The organism is Methylohalobius crimeensis 10Ki, from assembly GCF_000421465.1.
Taxonomy (GTDB): domain Bacteria; phylum Pseudomonadota; class Gammaproteobacteria; order Methylococcales; family Methylothermaceae; genus Methylohalobius; species Methylohalobius crimeensis.
Map to the genome: position 1 here is coordinate 91,064 of NZ_ATXB01000002.1, position 24,033 is coordinate 115,096.

Below are 24,033 nucleotides of genomic sequence, written 5' to 3' on the forward strand. Positions count from 1 at the left end.
CGGCTATCCCAACAAGGCTTCCAATTTGTCCCGGCCCTTGCCGTAACGGACAATTTCCGGCAGGTCGTCGGTCATAATGATGACAGTGGTGGGTTCATAAGGCACGATCCCGGCATCGATCACCAACTCCACCTGCTTTTCCAGGTGCTGGCGGATCTCCTCCGGATCTTCCAGGGCGTGTTCCTCTCCGGGCGGGATCAAGGTAGTCGTGAACAAGGGCTCGTCCAATTCGGCCAGCAGGGCCTGGGCGATAGGATGATCGGGCACGCGGATGCCCACCGTCTTGCGGCTGGGATGCTGCAGGCGCCGGGGCACTTCGCGGGTGGCCCTGAGCACGAAAGTATAGGGCCCCGAGGTCAAAGCCTTGATCAAACGGTGCGCTTCATTGCTCAGACGCACGAACTGGGATACGTGGGACAGGTCCCGGCATATGAGCGTGAAATTGTGCTTCTCCCCCAATTGACGGATCCGCCGAATCCGCGCCAGGGCCCGCTTGTCGTCGACCCGACAGGCCAGAGCATAGGAGGAATCGGTGGGATAGACGATCACGCCTCCCTCCCGGAGGATGTCCACCGCCCGCCGAATCAAGCGCGGCTGGGGGGTTTCGGGATGAATCTGAAAATACTGCGCCATGGAATAGGTCATGCAATGGTCACTCGCATCCGCGCGGGGTAAGGGAGGCATCAATGCCAATCGGGCCCCTACTTTGTTTGCTCTCCTACCCGCGGGACAAGAGCAACGTATGGAGAACGATCAGCCTTATAGAATAACACTTCTTTCAACAGGTGAATATATTTAACCGGTTGTCTGGCCGGTTTGCGCCGCTTTCGCCACCCGATCGCGCAAATACACCGGCAATGCCTGCTCCGGCGCCACGGCTTTACCGCTCGCCAGCGCCTCCACCGCCAACCGGGCCACCCCTTCGGCCCGGGGCAGCCGCTCCGGCCATACCTGAACCAACCGCTGCGCTCCCACCCGCCGGGTCAACACCTCACCGTAAGTCTCCCAGCCGGGGCCGATGCCGACCCCCCCGACATCAGCCGGAATCGACACCCTCTCAGGGGCGATTACCGAGTTAGGGACAACGGCATCAAGGAGCCCGGGAAGGTGGGTTTCGGGGTCTTCGCCGCAAGGATGCGGCGATGAAGCCCCCACGGACGGGTTTTGATGCTTCGCCTTCCTGGCTTCGCACATTTGCGCACTGAAGTGCGTCCAACCTGGCTGTCCTGCCAGGTTGTCGGCGTCCCCGAAACCCACCTTCCCGGGCTCCCACCGCCGTCGATATATTCCCCAATACACCTCCCCCATGCGCGCATCCAGCGCGGCCAAGGCGCAATCGGCCGCCCCTTCGTCGAATACCTGCCAAGCCAACGCCGCCAAGGTCGACACCGGCGCCACCGGCAAATCCGCCCCGAACGCCAGCCCTTGAATCACCCCGGCCGCGATGCGAAGCCCGGTGAAGGACCCGGGGCCGCGCCCGAAGGCCAAACCATCCAGCGCGGACAACGTCAGTCCCGCTTCCGCCAGCAACGCCTCCGCCATGGGCAGGATCAAATGGGTATGCCGGCGCGGCGCCACCTGGAACCGCTCTTCCACCGCCCCGTCCAAATACAGCGCCGCCGAACACGCCTCGGTGGCGGTTTCAATCGCCAGAATCCGCATAAAATCGCTCCACATCGGTCAAATCCCGGGTGACGGGCATGGGCGGCAAGCTTTCCAAAAAGACCTTGCCGTATGCCTTTCCCGTCACCCGGGGATCGCACAAAACCAAGACGCCCCGATCCCCGCTACCGCGGATCAACCGCCCCGCCCCCTGCTTGAGCGTGATCGCCGCCGCCGGCACCTGGTAATCGGGAAAGGGATGATGGCCGCGCCGGCGCAGACTCGCCAATTTGGCCTGAAACACCGGATCGGAAGGCGCGGCGAACGGCAATTTATCGATCACCACACACGCCAGCGCCGATCCCGGCACGTCCACCCCTTCCCAGAAACTGCTGGTGCCCAACAGCACCGCGTTGCCCAACTCCCGGAACCGCGCCAACAGCACCGCCTTGGGCGCCTGTCCCTGAACCAGCAGGGGGAACGGCAGATCCTCCAGCAGCCCCGCCGCCTCCGCCAGGGCCCGGTGGCTGGTGAACAGCAGAAACGCCCGCCCCCCGCTGGCGTGCAATACCGGCCGCACCGCGGCCGCCACGCGGGAAGTGTAATCGGACGCCGACGGCGCAGGCATTCCGGGGGGCAAATAAAACAAAGCCTGCCTGGCGTAGTCGAACGGACTGGGCCAGAGGCGGGTTTCCGCGGACTTTTCGGTCAGCCCCAACTGATCGAGAAAATGATCGAACCGGCCGGCCACGCTCAGCGTGGCGGAGGTAAACACCCAAGCCGCGCCGGAGGTTTTCCGGTAACCGCCGAACGACCCCGCCACGTCCAGAGGCGTCGCGTGGAGGGCGAAGCGGCGCTGACCGGCATCGAACCAGCGCACCCACTCCGGTTCTTCCGGGGCATCCGCCCACTCCCCCGCCACCCATTTCTCCAACCGCCCGCCCAGGCGTTGACTGCGCTGCCAGCACAACTCCAAACCGTGACTGGCCCCCGCCAGCGGCGCCAAGGCGTCGTTGACCGCGGCCAAGGCTTGACGCAGCTGCTGCAGACAATCCATCACTTCCGGAAACGCCTCCAACTCGACCCCGGCGCCGCGACCCGGCGCCCGGGCAAACACGCCTTGGACCCGGTCCAACCGCTGCTTCAGATAAAGCAAGGCCTGTTGGGTCGGCGGCGAAGCCAATTCCGCCTGCTGGAGCTCCACCGCCGCATCCCGAATCAATTCCTGAATCTGGCGCGAGGAGACACTGTCCCCTAAAAAACGGGCGGCGATTTCGGCGAACTGATGGGCTTCGTCCACCACCACCGCAGCCGCCTCCGGCAACAGCTCGCCCAAGCCATCCTCGCGCAGCGCCCAGTCGGCGCACAGAAGGTGATGATTGATCACCACTAGATCCGCCTCCTGCGCCCGGCGGCGTGCCTTGAGCAGAAAGCAGTCGTTGACGAAGGGGCACGACTGCCCGAGACAACTATCCTCGGTGGAAGTCAGCGCCGGCCATCCCCACCAATTCTCAGGGAGCTCGGCCATCTCGGCGACGTCCCCCACCTCGGTCACATCCGTCCAGCGCCTCACCCGAGTCAGATCGTGCAGCTCCGACTCGCTGCGCATCATGTCCGCCGCCAGGGTTTGCTCGAGACGGTAATGGCACAGATAATTGCCCCGCCCCTTGAGCTGGGCCACCTGCACCGGGCGCCGCAAAGCCTTCAACAGCAAGGGCAGATCCTTGAGAAACAACTGATCCTGGAGATTGCGGCTGCCGGTGGAAACCAGCACCTGCAGGCCCGACAGCAGCGCCGGCACCAGATAGGCGAAGGTCTTGCCGGTCCCGGTGCCGGCTTCCGCCACCAGAATGCCGCCGTCGGCGACGACCCGGGCCACCGCCTCGGCCATCTCCACCTGAGACTGGCGCGGTCGGTAACGATCGATCAGGCGGGCCAAGGGCCCTTCGGGCCCGAATACCTGGTTTAGAGCTTGCTTCGAGGAAGGGGCCGCACTACTCTCCGGGGGCATGGTTTCGGCAAGACGGATATTATTAAACCGATAACTTTACCACAGCCCTTTCCTGCCGGCGGGGGTTCCTGCCGCAGGTTGGATTGCCCGAGGAACGGTCCCCTTCATTCAACTGCCCCCAGATTTGTCACGCCTTACTTGACCCGAAACCTGTTGCCGAACTTTCGCCAACGGGACGTATTGCTTCGCATATCGATTCAAACTGCCATCGAGCTCCTCGGCCGGTTCGATACGTATCTTATTGTCTTCAGCGACTATCCTGACCATGTCGGTTTTGAGCAAGTCACGCACCGCTTTGGGTAAGGTTATTCGCCCTTTGGATGAGATCTTGACGATTTTTTCAAACGCCATTTGCTTATCTTGTTCCGGTCAAGAAGCAAAATAATCCTGATCAACATACATTACTGAGAAATTTGATAGATGACTACAATTGAGAATTTAAAGTGCATCTTCTGGGGGAAATTCCAAAAAAACGGTCCTTCCTGCTTACCCCTTGCAGCACACTGCTTGGATGTAGCCATGACTTTCCATAAACTCGTTGAGTTGGCCGGGATTCGGCGAAGTTTAGAACTTGCTGCTGGAAGAGCACTCTGTGGACTGGATTTTGAACGATTGGCGGTCTTCGCCATGCTTCACGATGTGGGCAAAGCCAACCTGGGCTTTCAGTTCAAGGTCTTTGATCCTAAGTCGCGACGGGCCGGTCATATTCGAGAGCTAGCGCCGCTGTTTGAAGAACAAACACTCAATCATAGATTCGCGCAAGCCTTGGACATTGAAGCGCTGTTTCCCTGGGTGGATACCGATCATCCTGAAATACTGGAAAGCCTGCTTCTAGCAACCTGGTCTCACCACGGCCAGCCCCTTTGTTTCAAAGGCGAACAAACAGGTAACTATTTCCTTGCCAAAACCGAATGGTGGCAGCCTAAGAGAGGTTGGAACCCCTTCACGGAGGTTGCAAATCTGATGGAGCAGGCACGTAAGGTTTTTCCTCGTGCCTTCGCCCCCTCTGGAATACCGCTGCCCGCCGAGCCCCGCTTCCACCATCTTTTTGCAGGACTGGTGATGCTCGCCGACTGGCTAGGTTCCCACCCGGCTCATTTCCCCATACAACGAATGGATCCTGTTAAACGATCCTATCAAAACCGGGAAATCATTCCCGGTATGCTCAAAGGAATTGGATTGGATACGACATACCTGCAGCATCATCTGGCTAAAGGACCCTGCACATTTGAGGATCGGTTTAGATTTCCACCCCGGCCCCTCCAGAAACGGCTTCACGAATTGGATCCACATGACCCCACCACTTGTCTCCTCATCGCCGAGTCGGAAACTGGGTCAGGTAAAACCGAGGCAGCACTGGATTGGTTCTGCACATTGTTTTCGGCTGGATTAGTAGATGGTTTGTATTTCGCCCTTCCCACTCGTGTCGCCGCCCGTGAACTTTACGGACGTGTGAACGAAACCCTGGCGCGCTGGTTTCCCGAACCGGACAATCGCCCTGTAACAGTACTTGCGGTTCCCGGCTACGCTCAAGTGGACGGCCTACCACCCGAGCACATCTTGCCCGATGTTGACGCTGCCAATCTGTGGCAGGATGACGAAGATCTGCGACGCAGGGAGCGGATCTGGGCTGCGGAACACCCCAAACGCTTTCTCGCAGCTACCGTAGCAGTAGGTACTGTCGACCAGGCCCTACTTTCCTGCGTCCAGTCCAAACACGCCCATCTGCGTTCGGTATGCCTTGGCCGCAGCCTGTTGGTGGTGGATGAGGTCCACGCCTCGGACATCTACATGACCGCCTTACTGCGTCATCTCCTAAATCATCACTTGGCGGTGGGCGGCCGCGCCTTGCTGCTTTCTGCCACCTTGGGTTCCCATGCTCGGACCGACTTGCTCCAAATGGATGGTGACAAATCAAAGCATCTTTCACTGGAGGCAGCCGAAGCCATAGATTATCCGGCACTCACCCTAGGCAGTGGCCAGACACTGAGCTGTGGACCGATACGAGAATCCAACCATAAAACGGTAGAGTTCGAGCTAGTGCCTCATGCGTTTATCCCGGAGGCTATAGGCGAGCGGATCGCTTCAGCCCTGGATGGGGGTGCTAAGGTGTTGGTGGTGATGAACACTGTCTCCCGCGCCATTGCCCTTCAAAGAATCTTGGAAGAGCAAATGGATTCAAGCCATTTGTTCCGATGCCATGGAATCGTTTGCCCACACCACGGCCGTTTTGCCCCGGAAGATCGTTTGATCTTGGATAAATCGGTGAGCATGTGCCTTGGCAGGGACTCGTCTCCCGACGCTTTACTGCTCATTGGTACCCAAACCCTGGAGCAGAGTCTGGACATCGACGCGGATCTTTTGATCTCCGATCTCTGTCCCGCCGACGTGCTCCTTCAGCGGGTGGGTCGACTGCACCGTCACCAACGCACTCGGCCTAGTGGATTCGAGACACCCCGGTGTCTGGTGTTAATCCCAGAACATGAGGATCTGGAAAACGCCTTGGACAATCATGGAAACGTTTTCGGCAACTACAAAGGCCTGGGGTATGGCAGTGTGTATGCGGACCTGCGTACCTTGGAACTCACCCAACGAGTACTGGCGGCCAGCCCGGCTGTGCAGATCCCCACAGACAACCGCCGACTGGTAGAGGCAATCACCCACCCCGAGTCTCTGAAGTCCCTGACCAGCAACCGTTGGCTGCGGCATGCCCAAAATGTCGAAGGGGAAGGCTTGGCCAAGGAGCTCTCTGGAAACATGGTTCTGCTACCCTTTAATCAGTTGTTTGGAGAATTCGAATACCACGAAGCGAATAGCAAAGTGGCAACCCGCCTTGGTGTGGGCAATCTCGAAATAATGCTCGACCGCAAAGTCACCGGCCCTTTTGGCCAAGCACTCACGAAACTAGTCATCCCCGGCCATCTGGCTCCTGAGAAGCCAGTAGAAACGCTCAGTGTGACTTCCGCCTCGGCCAAAGAAATTTGTGTAAGCCTGCGCGATCAGCGCACCGGCAAAGATTGGCGGTATCGCTATACCCGCTTTGGTTTGGAAAAGGAGGACTCATGAATCTGCTTACCAACAACCTGCTGCGCGTCCAAACGGCAAAAGGTCTAACTTGGATGAATCTGCCCGCCCTGCTCGCTGCCCTCGGCCGCGATAAAGTGGACAGCCTACCTGGATTACAGCGCCACCAAGAGGATGCCTTCCACGTTTTTCTCTGCTATCTCGCCGCTTCCGTGCTAGCCAGACAAGGCGACAACGATCCGCTCCAGAGCGAGGACTATTGGCGCGACGGCTTGCGCGCTTTGGCCAAAGGTAACGATGACGCCTGGTCACTGGTCGTGGAAGACTTAAGCCGGCCTGCCTTCATGCAGCCGCCCCTGCCCAAATCCGATCATGGACGTCTCAAACTTCAAGCGGAAACCCCTGACGAATTGGATCTTCTACCCACCGCCAAGAATCACGACCTCAAACAGGCGCGTGCCTTCCTGCCAGAGTTAGACGAGTGGATCTACGCGCTGGTTAGTCTGCAGACTATGAGTGGATATTTCGGTCGTGGAAACCCGGGAATATCCCGCATGAATAGCGGATTCGGGAACCGCCCGGTGGTAGAAATCGTCCACAACCGCCGCATAGGCCACCGATGGCGCGATGCAGTACAACGTCTTTTTCCACACCGTACCGAAACCCTGGCTAGTCCGTGGGGCTATGATCCAACAGGGCTGGTGTTGGTCTGGCTTCGGGAGTGGGACGGTAAAACCGGACTTGATTTAAAGACATTGGACCCGTTTTATCTGGAAATCTGCCGACGAGTGCGTCTCGGTTATCTGAATGAAGATACAATCTATGGGATGTGCATCACTACCGATCAACCGCGTATAGCTGCCAAGGAACTGAAAGGCCGTGTCGGGGATGCCTGGTTACCCATCGATCTGGCCAACAAAAAGGGAGAAGCCGCCCTTACCGTTGGGCCAACCGGTATAACTTCAGAGCTTTTGCGACGTATTCTCTTTCACGATTCCCTCAAGCTGACGGAGCTTCATCAACCTATCCCTGAACGTCCAGGCGACGTGTGGCTATTAGTTTCCGTATTAGTGCGCGGACAGGGAACCACCGACGGCTTTTGCGAGAAGTGGATACCAATCCCTCATGCATTCCGCCGGCGCCTGTTCGGGCCACCCGAAAGACGCCAACCACTTGCAGCGCTTGCCAAAACTGCCATCGAATTCGCCGAACAAATGCAGAATCGCGTTCTGAAACCGGCAGTCTTTGCTTATCTGGAAGGCTCACCAGAAAAAATCCAGTTTGACCGCGATTCGGCCCAAGACTGGTGGGAAAAATCCCAACGTCGCTTCAATACCCTCTGGTCCGATGACTATTTTCCCTGGTTCTGGTCGGTACCCGAGGATTTCGATGAAGATGCAGCCCAACACGAGTGGATCGAGCGCCTGCGTAATCATGCTTTTGACGTACTCAACGAAACCAGTGAGGCCATGCCCGCTCATAGTGGGCGCCGCTGGCGTAGCCGCACCCAGGCCGAGGGCCGTTTTTGGGGGGCACTTTACCACTATTTCCCGCAATTAAAGGAGAATCGCCATGATACAGCCGCAGGTCTCTGATACCGCCCCTAAATCACACGAACTGTACCATACCATCGCCCATATTGCTGGCGTGATTGGCGCTTCCGGTTTTCCCACTGGCGAGCGGGCATCGTTGCGCCGCATGACCCCGGATCAATCGCCTTCCATTTATTTTTACCGTTTCGCCTTGCGCCATCTTCCTGAAAGTTGGGAATTTCAGATTGCCGACTGGCAAACCTTGGTCGCCGGTATGGCTCTCATGTCGCCGGCCATCCACCGGCCAAGATATGGCTACGGCTCTGCCCTGGCCGAAAACAATTACAGCGAAGCGCGGCTGGAACGGCTTCTCGAGGCAAGGGGCGATGTCCGCCGAATCCTCTTCCTGCGCGCTATCCGATTTTTGGCATCCAAGGCCACGCCCTTCGACTGGACGGATGCGGCCCGCCTCCTTCTGACGCGCAACGAAATAAAGCAGGATCAAATCCATGCCCGAATTGCCAAGGATTTTTATACAAACCTGGACAACAAAGACAAACAATCAACCTGAAAGGAGAATTTCATGTTCCTGCAAATTCATACCCTGACTTCCTATCACGCCAGTCTTCTCAATCGCGACGACGCCGGTCTCGCCAAGCGTATCCCATTCGGTGGAAGCACCCGTATGCGAGTTTCCAGCCAATGTCTGAAACGGCACTGGACCGAATGGCTTAGAAAACAGGTGAATTTGCCCATCGGACAGCGTACCCGGCATTTTTTCAGTCGTGAGCTAAAAAAACGGCTCATGCGAAGCGGCATAAATGAAGACCGCGCCAACAAGCTTATTCTGCATCTGGCCAAGGGCCTGCTCACTGCCGCCGGTGAGAAGGATGCCTTGGACAAAAAAAGCCTGGAGATGAAACAACCGGTGCTGTTCGGCAAACCGGAGGCGGATTATTTTTTTGAACTCCTCAAGGAGGCGGATGCTGCTGGCGACGACAAGGACGCCACAACACTGATCGATGAACGCATCAAAAAAAGCAAAAACAATTTCCGTGCTCTCCTCCTCCAAGCAGGGATCAAAGATCCAATGGCAGGTCTCGAAGGCGCCTTGTTTGGCCGCTTTGTCACTTCCGACGTGCTCGCCCGGGTAGATGCACCGGTACACGTGGCCCATGCCTTCACAACCCACGCCCTAGATACCGAGGTGGACTTCTTCACTGTCGTGGATGACCTAGCTGAAGACGAAACCGGTGCAGCCCACGCCGGGGATATGGAACTCGGATCCGGTATTTTTTACAGCTATGTCACCGTGGACATCCCCTTACTTGTCTCTAATCTTACCGGTTGTAAACTCGAAGAATGGCGCGAGCAGGATCATAACGACGCTCGCACCGTACTCGACCGACTCATTCACGCCATCGCCGAAGTTAGCCCCGGAGCCAAGTTGGGTGCCACCGCGCCTTACGCCTGTGCCGAGCACTTGATTCTTGAAAGCGGCCAGGCCCAACCGCGCAGTTTAGCCAACGCCTACCTGCAACCTCTCCGGATGCGGGAAGATCGCCATCCTTTGGCGCAATCGGTCGAAGCCATGGCAAACTTTTTGAATGCCCTGGAAAAGATGTACGGAAATACCGGAGAAAATCGCTACATCAGCTCATTGTACAATTGGCCTCGAGACAAAGAACCGGTGTTGAGCTTACAGCAAGCCATCGACCGCAGTCTCGACGATGTTTTCGGGAGAGCGCCATGAAAGCGTTGGTCCTTCGCTTGGATGCACCGATGATGAGCTTTGGAGGAGTCATCATCGACCAGCATGGCTTCATCGAACGTTTTCCCGGTCAAGCCATGCTAACCGGCCTTCTTGCCAACGCCCTAGGATGGCATCATGGAGACTTTGACCGTTTAGAAAACCTACAACGCCGACTTCGCTATGCCGCCCGTTGGGACGTCAAGCCCGAACGAGTTGTAGACTACCATACTGTTGATCTAAGCCAGCCAAAAATGAGTAAACCGGGCTGGACTACACGTGGAAATCCAGAACACCGAGCAGGCGGTCAAAGCGCTAAATTTGGTACCCATCAGCGTTATCGCCATTATTGGATGGACGGACTCATGACCCTGGTGCTCACCCTCGAAGGGTCTGGCAATCCCGACCTAACCTTCCTCCTATCCGCCTTGCACCATCCCGCACGGCCTCTTTTTTTAGGCCGTAAGGCCTGCATTCCCTCTCGCCCCCTATTCGACCCCGAAACCCCACTTGCCGAAGGCCCGGACCTCCTTCACATTCTCCGGCAGTTACCCCGATGGAACCGTCACGGGGAAAAAACCGATCAAGCTGACATGGAAGCTTGCTGGCCTGCCGAACTCGACATTCACGAGCGAGAGGAAACCCGGCGGGTCTATGACCTTCGCGACTGGGCCAACCAGCTTCCCGCCGGTAGCCGCTTACGTACCGAAGGTCTCTTACAAGAGGGTGACTCATGTACATGATCGAACTCAAAATTGATCAGGCCGCTTGGCTGCGCTTTCTGCATAGGGAAGGGCTGGATGACGAAGACTTCGGCTATGGCCTCCACGCGTGGCTCAAGGCTGCCTTCGGTGAATTGGCTCCCAAGCCTTTCCGGCTATTTTTAAAACGACCCCGACCACTTCGGGTGCTTGCCTATAGTACGGTCGATGCCGCCGCCTTGCGCGACCGGCTGACTAATTTTGCTGATCCGGCTGTCTATGCTGCCTGCCCACCCGAATACGTCGACAGCCGCAAAATGCCTCAGTGGCAATCTGGACGGCGATTGGCATTCGAGGTTCTGTGTTGCCCAGTCCGCCGCCGGTCTACGACCTCCGGTGTCCGCGAGAAGGATGTATTTCTTGTACATGCCGACCATACCCCTAAAAAAAACATTCTGGATCGCACCTCAATATATCGACAATGGCTGGAAGAACAATTCAGCACCGCAGCACAGATTCATGACCTACGGCTCGAAGGTTTCCAACTCATACGTCAAACACGACGCACACAAACGAAGAATCACCAACGAAAAAGATTCCACCCTATGAGACCTCAAGCTTTATTACGCGGCGAATGCGTCATCCAAGAGGAGAATAAATTTTTCCAACTTGTTGCCCGCGGAATCGGGCGCCACCGCGCTTTTGGTTATGGGATGTTGTTATTGAGGCCACCAAGATGAGCCGCAGCACCTTGTTTCCCGGTCGGTTAGGACTTGCAGAATCAAGAATTCCCCATACCGACCGTCACGGCCTCTTATGGCTTAACAAGGGTAATTTGTATGTAGAAGACGGTACCCTGCACTTCCGCGCCGCCGGTAGCAATGACATTGCACCAGGGAATTACGCCATACCTTATCAGACCCTTTCCATGATCCTGATGGGACCGGGAACTACCGTTAGTCATGACACTCTCCGTCTTCTTGCCCGGCACGGAACCTTGCTTGCAGCCATCGGAGAAGGTGGAGTCAAATTTTATACCGCACCGCCCATGGGACAAGGACGTTCCGATATTGCCCGCGCCCATGCCCAACTTTGGGCGAATAAGAAAAAACGTCTCGATACAGCCAGACGCCTTTATGCTTTCCGTTTTGGACGGGTACTTCCCCATCGAGACATCACCGTCTTACGGGGAATCGAAGGCGGGCGGGTCAAAGAACTCTATAAAATCACTGCTCAGAGGTACGGAATACCTTGGAAGGGCAGGCGCTATAACCGTAACAACCCCAACGCCGCAGACCCCCCCAATCAAGCGATTAATCATGCCGCCACCTTTGTCGAAGCAGCCGCTGACGTAGCAGTGGCAGCAGTGGGAGCACTCCCACCTCTTGGCTTCATTCATGAAGATTCGAGTAATGCTTTCACGCTCGATATCGCCGATCTGTGGCGTGCCGACATTACCCTTCCTATGGCCTTCTCGGTCGCCAAGCGAGCGATGAACGATCCGGAAATTTCTCTCGAAAGGGAAATACGACGCGAAGCGGCTACGTGGTTCCGAAAACATAAGTTGATTCCCAATATGATCGACCGGATCAAGGAGTTGCTCCATGAGCATGACAGTGGTGGTAACTCGTAACGTTTCAGACCGGATTCGAGGTTTTTTGGCTTCTTCTATGTTAGAGCTCGCCCCTGGCGTTTACAGTGCTCCCCGCCAATCTCCCGCCGTTCGGCAGCGTATCTGGAAAGTTCTTGAGGAGTGGTTTTCGATCGAGACCGAGGCATCGATCATCATGCTCTGGCAAGACCCGCAAACTCCCGGAGGCCAAGCTGTCAAAACCTTGGGTTTACCTCCTATCGATTTGATTGAAATAGATGGCATTGTCTTAAGTCGAAAAAATAAAACACCCTCTATCAAATAGAGGGAATGATTGAATTTTTTGTTCTTTAACAAAATGTTATGGTTAAGAGGTTACCCCGCACACGCGGGGATCGACCTCCTCGCCATCGATCAGCCCGGATGCGACGGCGGGTTACCCCGCACACGCGGGGATCGACCCGATCCCCGCAAGGCGCGCACATGCCGCCCACCGGTTACCCCGCACACGCGGGGATCGACCTCAAAGGGCAGCTCAAATTTCCCGCGACTCAAAGGTTACCCCGCACACGCGGGGATCGACCCTGGACGACGTGATGCGCCGCGCCGCCAAACTGGGTTACCCCGCACACGCGGGGATCGACCTCCCGCACCGCCTGGGTCATCTCGGTGAGCGATGGTTACCCCGCACACGCGGGGATCGACCCGGCAGCGGGATCGTCTGCGCGCTGAAATCGGGGTTACCCCGCACACGCGGGGATCGACCTTTTAAGCGCCAGTTCGAGATTTTTTTGCGTCAGGTTACCCCGCACACGCGGGGATCGACCCTGCTCGACCAATACATGGCCCGGGCCGGCCGCGGTTACCCCGCACACGCGGGGATCGACCCTGCACGGTCAGCGAGCCGGCGCTGAAACTCGGGGTTACCCCGCACACGCGGGGATCGACCCTGACCACGCCGGAGGCGGACGTATCCTTGACCGGTTACCCCGCACACGCGGGGATCGACCAACCGGAGTAAATGTTATGTCATATGGGAAAGGGGTTACCCCGCACACGCGGGGATCGACCCGAGGCGGAGAGACTGGCCGTGGCCGATAGATCGGTTACCCCGCACACGCGGGGATCGACCTCAGGTATCCCGCGACACAATCAAAGACTCTAGGGTTACCCCGCACACGCGGGGATCGACCCTACTTGGGCTATTTTTTTTGATCTCGTGCAGTGGTTACCCCGCACACGCGGGGATCGACCCCCCGGACGATCTATTGGACGCCACCCGCTATGGGTTACCCCGCACACGCGGGGATCGACCTTCGTCCCTCGCTCGAGTGTTGAAACAACAACCGGTTACCCCGCACACGCGGGGATCGACCTCAATTCCGAAGTGTTTCGATGTCGCTAGTTCAGGTTACCCCGCACACGCGGGGATCGACCATACCTCCAGCAATCCTGATTTAGTTACCTCGCGGTTACCCCGCACACGCGGGGATCGACCTGATCATGGTTTTCTCCTAAATATTTGACTCTCGGTTACCCCGCACACGCGGGGATCGACCCACTTATTATCGACAGGTTAATGGGCGGACAATGGTTACCCCGCACACGCGGGGATCGACCCATACCCGTTATGATTGAGCGCGGATGGGATGCGGTTACCCCACACACGCGGGGATCGACCTGACTACGGCGTCGATTACGATGACGGATTGCCGGTTACCCCGCACACGCGGGGATCGACCCTGGAGCTTAATGTGGTCCCTGCCTGATTGTCTGGTTACCCCGCACACGCGGGGATCGACCCCGGGGGCAGCGGCGGGGATCGTCCACGCCGGCGGTTACCCCGCACACGCGGGGATCGACCGGTCCAGGCGACGTACAGGGACTCACCCAATGGGGTTACCCCGCACACGCGGGGATCGACCTCCGTCGGCGCGCGAAAAACGCCAGGCGGCGGCGGTTACCCCGCACACGCGGGGATCGACCCCGGGCCGATTTAATTTTGTGGGGATAGCCGATGGTTACCCCGCCCACGCGGGGATCGACCCATGATAGCCAGTCCGGCTATCGCGCGGGCCGCGGTTACCCCGCACACGCGGGGATCGACCTTCGGCGCTGTTGGCTTCGATATCGGCTTTAAGGGTTACCCCGCACACGCGGGGATCGACCATCAGGCGAAGCGAGACAGCGAAATTCGCCGCATTCTGAGACAGCAAGGCGGGTATAGCGGATGGCGGGGCCTCCCACCGGATGACCCGAAACCCCGCATAATGCTCCGGTCAGGCGACCGTGCTACGGCCGGGAGAATTTCACCGTGTCACATCCGCGCCCTATATTGTAGACCTGATCGAACAGATAAAGTGCTCCGATGATCCAAATCGAAGTCGACGACCGCCCCGTCCTGGACGCCCTGGGGCATCTCCTGGATGCCGTGAACAACCCAACCCCTGAGACGACGGTGTCAGTTCTCACATTCCAACGTTATGAGGCAATAGCGTCAGATCTTGCAATGCAACATCTATCTTGACAGGAGGAATGTGCGATTCGGTCTCCCGTCCCTGCGCAGGGAACCGTGTTTTGACTGTCTCAAAAGCCGCCCGTCGGAAACTGGCGCTTCTGAATCGGATTGCTTCCGTGGAAGAATTGCGTATTCCACCCGGCAACCGGCTGGAAAAACTTTCCGGCGACCGGGAGGGTCAATGGAGTATCCGCATCAACAACCAATGGCGTGTTTGCTTCGAGTGGCGGGACGCCATGCCTGGAATGTCGAGATTGTGGATTACCATTGAGAGATTATATGAACATTCGTGCCGAAGATCTGGAGCAGACGGACTTTTCCGATGTAGCGGATCTATCCTCGGGGAAGTTGCCGCCCGTCCATCCAGGCGAAATTCTCTTGGAGGAATTCCTGAAACCGATGGGCATCAGCCAGTACCGGCTGGCCAAGGAAATCGGGGTGCCTCAGCGCCGCATCGGTGAGATCGTCGCGGGCAAGCGATCCATCAAACCGGATACCGGTCTGCGCCTGTCGCGCTTTTTCGGCATGAGCGACGGTTTTTGGGTGGGGTTGCAAACCGATTACGACATGGCCGTGGCTCGGGAGTCGATGCGGGACGTCTTGGCTCACATCCAGCCTTTCGAGCCGGCTCGTCACACCTGACAGGGGTTAACGACCGGGTCGGAGGGCGGGCGCCGATGTCGTAAGCGCCCAATGGGGTGAAAAGGCTCGAAAACAGCGCCGTTGACCTTCAAAACCTGGAGCTGTCCCGGCCACCCCCGGGCGGAAGTCCTATCACTTCCGCCCGGCCGGATAAACGCATCAAGACCAGGATTTCAACTGCTGCAGATAATATCCCGCTTTGCGGAAAAGCCGTCGGTCCTGCCGGTCGAGCCAAGAAGCGGCGAGGATGACGATCAATCCCAACCCGATGGTGCCGACCCAGGGGATGGCCGAGAAATAATCCATGGCGTAGCGGCCATAGAACAGCACTCCGGCAACCAAACAAAGGCTTCCGCAAAGCAACGGCATTTTCTCCCGGTAATGCATCCCGGCCACCGTCAGCGCGATGCCGGCGCCCGGCGCGGTGACGGGCGCCCACGCTTGGGTATCCAGCAAGGCGGCGCAAACGCCGAACGCCGCCACCAGGGATGCAAAGGTGCGATACAGACGAGAATGATAGGTCACCTGGCTGGACAGGAAAAACAGCAGCCCGCTCAAGGGCAGCAGGTGAGCGTTGTAGCCGCCGATCCCGCCAAAAAATGCCTCGCACCCCACCCGCCATCCGACCAGCGCCGCCAAGGTGCCGACCCACTGACCGCAATACAGCAACTGCGGAGATCGGGTATAGCGCTTCAGATCGTGAATCGCACCGATTGCCAAAATCCCGCAGAGCACCAGGACCAAGGGATAGGACACCGGATGCAACAGGCTGCGGCCGATCATGATGGCCAGCGGCAATACCAGCAGCGCCCGGGCGGCCCGGCCCTCCCAGGTTTGCATGGCGTAATCCCGGTGCAAGCACCGCTCCGCCGCGCGCCCATACAGGAATAATCCGGCGATCAGCCACACCACCCAATGGCCATCGCGCACGGGGATCAGCAACAAAGCGTTGCCGACGATGGCAGCCTGCATGAGACGTTTGGTGTGCCTGCGCGCCAGGATGGAAAAACCGGCATAGCTCACCGAGCCCAACAAAATTGCCGTCAGCACGAGGTCGACGGCGATCAGTGCGGGGCTGACGTCCATGAACCGCAACCAGCCATAGGCGGGCTGCGATGCGGCCTGGCCGTGCCACCAGGCGTAGATCATCGCGCCCACCTGAGACACCTGGACCGAGACGAACGCCGTTCCCAGGCCGAAGAATATCCGCGCGCCCCGGGTTTCCCGCATGCCGTAGGCGCACAACAGACCGCCGCCGCACAACACCAGGGTGAAGGCGAGCCCCACCCAATAACGGTAGGCGGGCACCAGGTCGGCATGCCCCTGGATCATGAAACCGAGCGCGGAAACCACAATCAGCAGGGTTCCCGCCCAGCGGAAATAGGTGGTTATTTTGCCGCCCCGGTTCGAGCGAGTTTCCGGCTCGGATTGCGCTTCGATCGCTGGATGAATCTCGGTAGAGCATTGCTGTGCGTACATGGGGGGCCTCCCGTTCAAGATGTACCGGAATCGCTGCGTTGGGCAACCAGCTCATCGAGCATGGCGCGCAAGTCCCGGGCATCCTCTTTTTCCCGGAATTCGGCTTCCAACCCGTCGACCGCATCGCTTTCCCTAAAACCGCATTCAGCGCCGGCGACCGTTTCTTCCCAGCGTTGAAATATCGCCTCCGGATCCTCGCCGCCCATTTCCTCCCCCGAATGGATGGCGGCATGGGCGAGTCCGTGGGTTTGCCTGGCCGCCAGCAGCGCTTTTTTGTTTTTCAGCGCTTGCAATTTGGTTTCGATCGCCTCCCGATCGGCGCGCGTCTTGGCTTCTTGCCGGCGGGTCTCCTCCCGCAATTGTTCGATGCGCTCGATCGCATGACGGGTTTCGCGCAAACGCTTGACGCATCGGAGCGCCTTCTCCTCGTCTTTCTCGCGTATTTGCACCGCACGCTCCGACCAGCGTCGGGCTTGGTTTTCCAGATCGGTCAGCCTTTCCTCATACTGGCGCACGAGTCGATTCAAGCGATGCAGCTGCACGCGGGTGCTCGATCCCGCCGCTTCCAGCTCCTTGATCGCCGCGCCGGCGAGCGCTTCGTGGTTTTCAAAATCATCGGCCACTTGGTCGATGCGGCTTTTCAGGCTGATATAAATGCGTTTCAGGGTTGTCATGAATTTTTCCTCTGTTTTTCGACGAATCAATTCATCTATCATCAAAAAACGGGCCATGACATGGAGCTCAATAAAAACAACCGCTTATATATTTTTGTATCATTCCGTCCCCGATCGAACATACAATTTATGAACGTCTGCCGTACATTTTGAGAACAGCTTATCTGAAGTGATGGTCCCCAAAATGAACCCCCTCACCGCCAATCAGCACGCTTTTTTCCGCCAAATCGCCGACCTCGCCTTCACCAACCCCTTCAGCAGCGCGCGGGAGCAAGCCGATTGCGCGCTATTGGGAATCGCCCCGGGCAGCATGGGATGGCTCGACCGGGTGGAAACCATCCAAGCCCGGCTGAAGTGTGAATTGGATCGACTCCAAAGAAAAAAACCCTTCAATATTAGAGATTATTCAGAAAAAACCTACGAAATCATGTTATTTTCGTGGTTGTTTTACGCCTTTCACGAGGTACAGGATGATTTCAGCGCTTTCATCCACGCCCAGGGGCGGGCCGGCGACCACCCCATCCCCCTGCCGTTCGCCCGGCGCTTGATCGGCATGTTCGAGCAAGCCGGCTTCACCCCCCGGGAAACGGCCGACTATATCGCGCTGTTTTACCAAATTCAGCGCGGCTATCACTTCATCAGCGAGTCGATCCATGGCCAGTGCGATGCCATGATCGAATTGCGCATGCGGCTCTGGAACAACATCTTCACCTTCAACCCCCATTGGTATCTCAACCATCTCAGCGGCACGATGGAGGATTTTTCCACCCTGCTGCTGGGGGAAACGGGCACCGGCAAGAGCCTGGTGGCCCATGCCATCGGCTGCTCGGGACTGATTCCCTTCGATCTGGAAAAACGCCGCTTCGAGGAAAGTTTCGCCGGCGCCTTCCAGGCCATCAACCTGTCCCAGTATTCCGCAGGGCTCTTGGAATCCGAGCTGTTCGGCCACAAGAAAGGGGCGTTCACCGGGGCGATCGACCACCATCCCGGCCTGTTCGCTCGTTGCAGCCGATTCGGGGCGGTTTTTATCGACGAAATCGGCGATATCGACCTCCCCACCCAGGTCAAACTGCTGGGCGTTCTTCAGGAGCGGGTCTTTAGTCCGGTGGGCAGCCATGAAAAACTGCGCTTTTCCGGCCGGGTCATCAGCGCCACCAACCGGGATCTTCAACAACTCCGGCAAGACAAACGCTTCCGGGACGATTTTTACTACCGGCTCTGCTCCGACGTGATCACCCTCCCCAGCCTGAGGCAAAGGCTCGGGGAAAACCCGGCGGAACTGCGGGATTTGGTGACCAAGCTGCTGAGCCGGATTCTCCGCGATCCGGACGAACGACTGGTGGAAGAGGTCGAGCGCAAAATCGCCGCCAGCGTACCCGAGGACCACCCGTGGCCGGGAAATGTGCGCGAACTGGAGCAATGCATCCGGCAGATCTGTCTGGCCGGGGTCTACCGCCCGATGCCACGTCGCTCCTCATCCGCCTCCCTCTTTTCGGAGGATGACCTGGAAAAGAAGCTGTCCGCCAAGCAATTACTGCAGGCCTATTGCCGTTCCCTTTATGAGCGACACGGCAGCTACCAGGCCGTCGCCCAAATCACCCAACTGGACCGGCGCACGGTACGCAAATATGTGGTCGATTAAGCCATGCCGATCATGCTTTTGAACTTTGTGGGCGCGCGCTTATGTCTATAAATTGGGGCGTGCTCAAAAAGACCGGTATTCTTTTCAGGGGCAATCGCGATGCAGTCGGATGAACTCTCCCAACCGGAATGGCTGGTGAAATATCTGGATACGCTGCCGGCGGTCGTGTTTCTTTTGGAGGCAGAGGACGACCCTCGTCAACGCCTGCGAACCGTTTATCTCAGCGCGTACGCGGAAGAGCTGCTGGGTGCGGACGCAAAGCCTCATCTCGACGCGCAGGCCTGGCTATTCGATCGCGCCCATCCCGAGGATGCAAAGCAGTGGCGGAACAAGTGGCTCGACACCCCGAGCGGCGCGGTCCTGGAACACGAATATCGGCTAAAAATCGCCACGGAGCAGTACGCCTGGATCAGGTGTCAAGTTCGCCGGGCGGACCGCGCCGGCAAACCTTCGATGTTCGCGGGGATACTCATCGAGACGAACCGGAAGCGTTCCTTGGCGGAAGCGCTGGCCGACTTCAACACGCCGCTTCGCACCGTAATCGACCTGGTACCGCACATGATCTTCGCCAAGGACGCCGAAGGTCGATTTTTGCTGGCCAACCAGGCGCTGGCCGAGGCCCACGCGACCACGCCCCGGGAAATCATCGGCAAAACCAACCCCGAGCTTCCCGGCGCGGAAAAGGAGTTTCCCAAATTTCTCCGCGACGAGCAGGAAGTGCTGCGAACCGGACAACCGATGTATGTGCCGGAGGAAAGCTTCACCACCGCTTCGGGGGAGACCCGGATTCTGGAAACGAGAATGCTGCCTTTCCTCCCGGAGGGCGAAGAATTACCGGCGGTGCTCGGGGTGGCCGTCGATATCACCGCCCCTAAACGCGTCAAGCAGGAATTGGAGCGGTCGAAAAAACGACTCAGACATATCCTGGACGCTTCTCCCGCGGCGATTTATACCCTCCGCCCCACCGGCAATCTCGAATCGCCCTTCCAAGTCACCATGATCAGCGCCGGCATCGAATCCATCGTCGGCTACAAGGCCGAGGCTTGGTTGTCCCAACCCACCTTCTGGGTGGATCACTTGCATCCCGAAGACCGCCAAGAGGCCTTATCCCGCCAGCGCATCTTGCTTGAAACCGGCATGTTGGACCACGAGTACCGTTTTCTGCACAAAGACGGGAACTATCGCTGGATTCACGACAAGCTCCGGCTCATCCGGGACGAAGATAGCAACCTGGAGGAAGTGGTGGGATGCTGGATGGACCTGACCGGGCACAAAGAGATGGACAATGCGCTCAGGGAGAGCGAGGCGCGGTTTCGCGGCGCTTTCGAAACCGCCGTCAACGGTATGGCGCTGTTGAGCCCGGAAGGTCGCTGGCAACAGGTCAACGAAGCCCTTTGTCAAATGCTGGGCTACTCCCAACAGGAACTGCTCGCGCAGAATTTCCAAGCCATCACCCACCCCGACGATCTGGCGTGCGACCTGGAAAATTTGAACCGGCTGCTTCGAGGCGAGATCGATTCCTATCACATGGAAAAGCGCCTCCTTCACAAAAGCGGCGAGCCGGTTTGGGTGCAGAAAAGCGCCACCACGGTGACGAACTCCCATCAACTACTCCATGTACTCGCCCAGATTCAGGATATCAGCGCCAGAAAGGAAGCGGAAATCGCCTTGCTGAAGGCCAAGGAAGCGGCCGAAGCGGGAAATCGGGCGAAGATGCTGTTCCTCGCCAACGTCAGTCACGAGCTTCGCACGCCCTTGAACGGAATCATCGGCTTCGCGCAAGTCCTGCAGAAAAAAAACACCCTGGCCGCCGAAGACCAGGAGATCGTTCACCACATCGCCCAGTGTGGGGATTATTTGCTGGGCCTGATCAACGATCTGCTCGATTTCACCAAGGCCGATACCGAAATGCTGACGCTGCAGCCGAAAGATTTCGATTTTCCGGGTCTGATTCATGAAATATGCGAAATATTTCAGATGAACGCCAGCGAAAAGCACATCCGTTTCGAATTCCAGCCCCTCACCCCCCTTCCGCGCCGAGTCAGTGGGGATCACAAGCGCCTGCGCCAGGTGCTGATCAATATTCTCGGCAACGCGGTCAAATTCACCCATGCGGGCGGAGTCAGTTTTCGTGTCGGCTACGGAGGCAAAACCGCCCGTTTTATGATCGAAGATACCGGCATCGGCATCGAGCCCCGTTATCTGGACAAAATATTCGAACCCTACGAGCAAGCCTCGGCGAAAAAGATGGGGCTGGGCGGGGCGGGACTGGGGCTTGCCATCAGCAAGAAAATCGTCGACTTGATGGAGGGCGAGTTGGAAGTGTCCAGCCAACCCGGCAAAGGGACGCTATTCAAGATCGAACTTCCCCTACCTTCCTCGCCGGGCGAAGAACCCGATCATTACCTGGCTCCGGCCGATGCGGTTGCCGAAATCCCCGGCGCATCGACGAAAGTGGCCCCCCCCCGACCCCGATCAATGATTTCCCGCCGCTTTTTCGATCGAATTTTTCTAATCGCCGACGACAATGAAATCAATCGCACCGTGCTCCGAAAACTCCTGGTCGACTACGGTGCCCAGGTACTGGAAGCCGCGAACGGCGAAGAAGCCGTGACCCTGATTCGAAAAATCCCCTTCGATCTCATCTTTCTCGACCTGAGGATGCCCGCCATGGACGGCATTGAGGTCATGCAATGGATTCAGTCCAACGCCTCTCCCAATGCCCAAACGCCCGTCTTGGCGATTACCGCCCATGCGTTGTCCGAACAAAGTCCCATGCCACGGGAGACGGGATTCGTCGATTGCCTGATCAAGCCGGTTTCCGATCAGGAACTCTATACAGCGATCGATCGCTGCCTGCATCTCGGAGAGACAACCCGGCCGGCCCCGAAGAACGAGACACCCTCGCCTTCCGCCCCCCGAACCGCGGAAGACTTCGCCGCCACCCTATTGAGGCATACCAACGGGAATGGCCAGCTGAGCAGTTTATTGTTTCGCAAACTGTGCAAGGAATTACCCGGCCAGATGTCCGCTACCCGCGAAGCATTAATGGGCGGCGATCTCGTCCGGGCCAGGGAGATCAGCCACAAAATTTTGGGCTCCATGAGCATCTGCGGGTTCGGCGACATCAAGCGCTCGGTGGCCGAACTGGAGGCGAAAATCGTCGCCGACGATCACCCGGCCGCGATGGATGCGTTCGAACGAGCCGACGAACGAATCAAACGGCTCATCGAAATGGCGCGCGATATTCTAAGATTCCTCGAAGAAGCCATGTATTCCCCAAGATGACATGAGCGGACAAGGGTAAGACAAGTCATTAAAAGGGGGCGAAACGCATCTAATCAGCCGGGTTCGGTCATTCCCACCAATAAAATCAGGAAAGCGGTCAACAGCCCCAGAAGGGTGGTTTTGATCCCCATCCACAACCAAAAAGTCCCACTGATCCGGCCGAGGAATACGCCGAGCAGGAAAATCGCGAACAAGGCCAAACCGATGGACGCTTCCAACGGAGCGATGGGAAATTGCATTCCGTACCGCGCCAACCAGAGAGGAGAGATGATTCCGAGTGAAATCCCGAATGGAGAGAAACCATTGACAATGGCCACGTATACCGGAATGAAGCGGGAAGCACTGCCGTGCACCGACTGATCCAGATCGGCCCCCAGCGCGTACTCCAATTCGCGCAGTTCTTTTTTTCTCTCCGCGGCCTCGCTGATATAGGCGCTGCTGAGACCGCTCATCGCCAAAGCGATGGCCGCCCCGAAACACGCATTGATGATCACCGGCAAGGGCGTTCCGCCGCTGATGTAAAACCCCATCAGCAGCCCCAACATGGTCAGAGCGCCGTCGAAGCCGTTGGTCACCAAATAGCGGCGCGCGATCTTGTGCGCCTGGGTGATATGCAACAAGAGCCTCAATGGGCCGAAGCCGATCACGCCGACTCATCCTCAGGGGCGGGCCGCTTGGTTAAATCCACCTCATCGAGGCTGTGCACCGAACCGCCCATGCTGGCGATGACGTCCACCAGTTCTTGATATTGGATATCCACGCCTTCCACGAGAAGGATCACCGATTCGGTTTTTTCATCCATTTCCTCCACCGTGAGCTTGACGCGATCCAGACTATCCAGCATCAAAACGCTTTGGACGAATTCCAAGGCATTCGGTTGGTGGGGTTTCAAAACATCGAGTACAAGCCGGGTGACAACAGGCATGAAGTTTCTTCCCGCTGGTCCGTTTCCGCTCCAAACCTCAATGAGGCCTCCTTGAATCGATTGTACGGGGTTTTCCCTCAGACTCAAACGAAAGCAGGTGCAAGGAGCAACAAGAGTCGGCGAGAGCGCTCATTCATAACCAAACTTCTCGCTCCAGCAACGCCCGCTTTCGCGCCATACCCCAACGATAACCCGACAAAGCGCCGTCTTTGCGCACCACCCGATGACAGGGAATCGCCACCGCCAGCCGGTTGGCCGCGCAGGCTTGCGCCACCGCCCGAACCGCTTTCGGCGCGCCGATCCGTTCGGCAACCTCGGCATATGTCCGGGTCTCGCCCGGTGGAATGTCCTGCAGAGCCCGCCATACCCGGCGCTGAAAAACGGTACCGCCCCTATCCAGAGGCAGATCGAAATTCGAGCGGGGATTTTCAATCAAGCCCGTCACCGCGGTTAGCGCCGCATTCGCTTCCTCATGGGCAACGATCTTAACCCCTGGAAACCAACGATGGAGCGCCTGGAGCAAGGCATCGGGATCGTCGCCCAGCAGGATAGCGCAAATCCCATGCTGGTTTTGGGCCACCAGAACGATACCCAAGGCGCATTCGCCGAGGGCGAATTGAATCTCTCCATTCATTGATCTGGCCGAGCAAGTCG

Annotated in this window: 21 protein-coding genes and 1 CRISPR repeat array; of the genes, 12 read left to right on the forward strand and 9 right to left on the reverse strand. The window is 57.9% G+C overall.

Annotation, left to right across the window (positions count from 1 at the left end; translation table 11 throughout):
• Positions 1–3 precede the first annotated feature (3 nt).
• From H035_RS0114135 to H035_RS19895, 4 genes are all read right to left on the reverse strand, one after another.
• Positions 4–633: an L-threonylcarbamoyladenylate synthase gene (locus H035_RS0114135; RefSeq protein WP_026596634.1), complete on the reverse strand. Its 630-nt coding sequence runs from the start codon at positions 631–633 to the stop codon at positions 4–6.
• Between the two features lie 162 nt (positions 634–795).
• Positions 796–1,677 carry a tRNA (adenosine(37)-N6)-threonylcarbamoyltransferase complex dimerization subunit type 1 TsaB gene (gene tsaB / locus H035_RS0114140; RefSeq protein ID WP_152486071.1) on the reverse strand — a complete coding sequence of 294 codons (882 nt, stop codon included), beginning with the start codon at positions 1,675–1,677 and terminating at the stop codon, positions 796–798.
• Positions 1,643–3,541, reverse strand: coding sequence for an ATP-dependent DNA helicase (locus H035_RS0114145; RefSeq protein ID WP_235044654.1), 1,899 nt, complete (start codon positions 3,539–3,541; stop codon positions 1,643–1,645). Before H035_RS0114145 ends, tsaB begins: the two co-directional genes overlap by 35 nt.
• A 180-nt stretch (positions 3,542–3,721) precedes the next feature.
• On the reverse strand, positions 3,722–3,964 hold the full coding sequence (locus H035_RS19895; RefSeq protein ID WP_022949622.1) for an AbrB/MazE/SpoVT family DNA-binding domain-containing protein: 243 nt from the start codon (positions 3,962–3,964) through the stop codon (positions 3,722–3,724).
• Positions 3,965–4,033: 69 nt separating this feature from the next.
• On the opposite strand from H035_RS19895, the gene H035_RS0114155 reads away from it, so the two are divergent.
• From H035_RS0114155 to H035_RS0114200, 10 genes are all read left to right on the forward strand, one after another.
• Positions 4,034–6,679, forward strand: a complete 2,646-nt coding sequence (locus tag H035_RS0114155; RefSeq protein ID WP_022949623.1) for a CRISPR-associated helicase/endonuclease Cas3 — start codon at positions 4,034–4,036, stop codon at positions 6,677–6,679.
• Positions 6,676–8,232: a type I-E CRISPR-associated protein Cse1/CasA gene (gene casA / locus H035_RS0114160; protein WP_022949624.1), complete on the forward strand. Its 1,557-nt coding sequence runs from the start codon at positions 6,676–6,678 to the stop codon at positions 8,230–8,232. The genes H035_RS0114155 and casA overlap by 4 nt, the downstream gene beginning before the upstream one ends.
• Entirely contained in the window at positions 8,210–8,740 is a 531-nt protein-coding gene (gene casB, locus H035_RS0114165; RefSeq protein WP_022949625.1) for a type I-E CRISPR-associated protein Cse2/CasB, read from the forward strand. The genes casA and casB overlap by 23 nt, the downstream gene beginning before the upstream one ends.
• 12 nt (positions 8,741–8,752) lie before the next feature.
• On the forward strand, positions 8,753–9,922 hold the full coding sequence (cas7e, locus tag H035_RS0114170) for a type I-E CRISPR-associated protein Cas7/Cse4/CasC (RefSeq protein WP_022949626.1): 1,170 nt from the start codon (positions 8,753–8,755) through the stop codon (positions 9,920–9,922).
• Positions 9,919–10,662, forward strand: coding sequence for a type I-E CRISPR-associated protein Cas5/CasD (gene cas5e / locus H035_RS0114175; protein WP_022949627.1), 744 nt, complete (start codon positions 9,919–9,921; stop codon positions 10,660–10,662). The genes cas7e and cas5e overlap by 4 nt, the downstream gene beginning before the upstream one ends.
• Positions 10,653–11,360, forward strand: coding sequence for a type I-E CRISPR-associated protein Cas6/Cse3/CasE (locus tag H035_RS0114180; protein WP_022949628.1), 708 nt, complete (start codon positions 10,653–10,655; stop codon positions 11,358–11,360). Before cas5e ends, H035_RS0114180 begins: the two co-directional genes overlap by 10 nt.
• Positions 11,357–12,253 (forward strand): type I-E CRISPR-associated endonuclease Cas1e, encoded by an 897-nt coding sequence (cas1e, locus tag H035_RS0114185; protein ID WP_022949629.1) that lies wholly within the window; start codon positions 11,357–11,359, stop codon positions 12,251–12,253. The genes H035_RS0114180 and cas1e overlap by 4 nt, the downstream gene beginning before the upstream one ends.
• Positions 12,225–12,536 carry a type I-E CRISPR-associated endoribonuclease Cas2e gene (gene cas2e, locus H035_RS0114190; protein ID WP_022949630.1) on the forward strand — a complete coding sequence of 104 codons (312 nt, stop codon included), beginning with the start codon at positions 12,225–12,227 and terminating at the stop codon, positions 12,534–12,536. The genes cas1e and cas2e overlap by 29 nt, the downstream gene beginning before the upstream one ends.
• Positions 12,537–12,584: 48 nt before the next feature.
• Positions 12,585–14,380: direct repeats of the CRISPR family, unit length 28 nt; unit sequence GGTTACCCCGCACACGCGGGGATCGACC.
• A 366-nt stretch (positions 14,381–14,746) separates the two neighbouring features.
• Entirely contained in the window at positions 14,747–15,190 is a 444-nt protein-coding gene (locus H035_RS22655; RefSeq protein WP_321162857.1) for a type II toxin-antitoxin system RelE/ParE family toxin, read from the forward strand.
• Positions 15,078–15,371 (forward strand): HigA family addiction module antitoxin, encoded by a 294-nt coding sequence (locus H035_RS0114200; protein WP_321162858.1) that lies wholly within the window; start codon positions 15,078–15,080, stop codon positions 15,369–15,371. The genes H035_RS22655 and H035_RS0114200 overlap by 113 nt, the downstream gene beginning before the upstream one ends.
• Before the next feature lie 159 nt (positions 15,372–15,530).
• Here the strand turns inward: H035_RS0114200 and H035_RS0114205 are convergent, their stop codons facing one another.
• Together H035_RS0114205 and H035_RS0114210 are read right to left on the reverse strand one after the other, a co-directional pair.
• Positions 15,531–16,850: a hypothetical protein gene (locus tag H035_RS0114205; protein WP_022949633.1), complete on the reverse strand. Its 1,320-nt coding sequence runs from the start codon at positions 16,848–16,850 to the stop codon at positions 15,531–15,533.
• Between the two features lie 14 nt (positions 16,851–16,864).
• On the reverse strand, positions 16,865–17,524 hold the full coding sequence (locus tag H035_RS0114210; RefSeq protein WP_026596635.1) for a PspA/IM30 family protein: 660 nt from the start codon (positions 17,522–17,524) through the stop codon (positions 16,865–16,867).
• A 184-nt stretch (positions 17,525–17,708) separates the two neighbouring features.
• On the opposite strand from H035_RS0114210, the gene H035_RS0114215 reads away from it, so the two are divergent.
• Together H035_RS0114215 and H035_RS0114220 are read left to right on the forward strand one after the other, a co-directional pair.
• A complete protein-coding gene (locus H035_RS0114215) occupies positions 17,709–19,166 on the forward strand; it encodes a sigma-54-dependent transcriptional regulator (RefSeq protein WP_026596636.1) in 1,458 nt (485 codons plus the stop codon).
• Positions 19,167–19,265: 99 nt separating this feature from the next.
• Positions 19,266–22,454 (forward strand): PAS domain S-box protein, encoded by a 3,189-nt coding sequence (locus H035_RS0114220; RefSeq protein WP_022949636.1) that lies wholly within the window; start codon positions 19,266–19,268, stop codon positions 22,452–22,454.
• Between the two features lie 53 nt (positions 22,455–22,507).
• Here the strand turns inward: H035_RS0114220 and H035_RS0114225 are convergent, their stop codons facing one another.
• The 3 genes from H035_RS0114225 to H035_RS19900 form a co-directional block, all read right to left on the reverse strand.
• Positions 22,508–23,101: a VIT1/CCC1 transporter family protein gene (locus H035_RS0114225; RefSeq protein WP_022949637.1), complete on the reverse strand. Its 594-nt coding sequence runs from the start codon at positions 23,099–23,101 to the stop codon at positions 22,508–22,510.
• On the reverse strand, positions 23,098–23,379 hold the full coding sequence (locus H035_RS0114230; protein WP_022949638.1) for a DUF211 domain-containing protein: 282 nt from the start codon (positions 23,377–23,379) through the stop codon (positions 23,098–23,100). The genes H035_RS0114225 and H035_RS0114230 overlap by 4 nt, the downstream gene beginning before the upstream one ends.
• A 133-nt stretch (positions 23,380–23,512) precedes the next feature.
• Positions 23,513–24,013 carry a methylated-DNA--[protein]-cysteine S-methyltransferase gene (locus tag H035_RS19900; protein WP_022949639.1) on the reverse strand — a complete coding sequence of 167 codons (501 nt, stop codon included), beginning with the start codon at positions 24,011–24,013 and terminating at the stop codon, positions 23,513–23,515.
• Between the last annotated feature and the right edge of the window lie 20 nt (positions 24,014–24,033).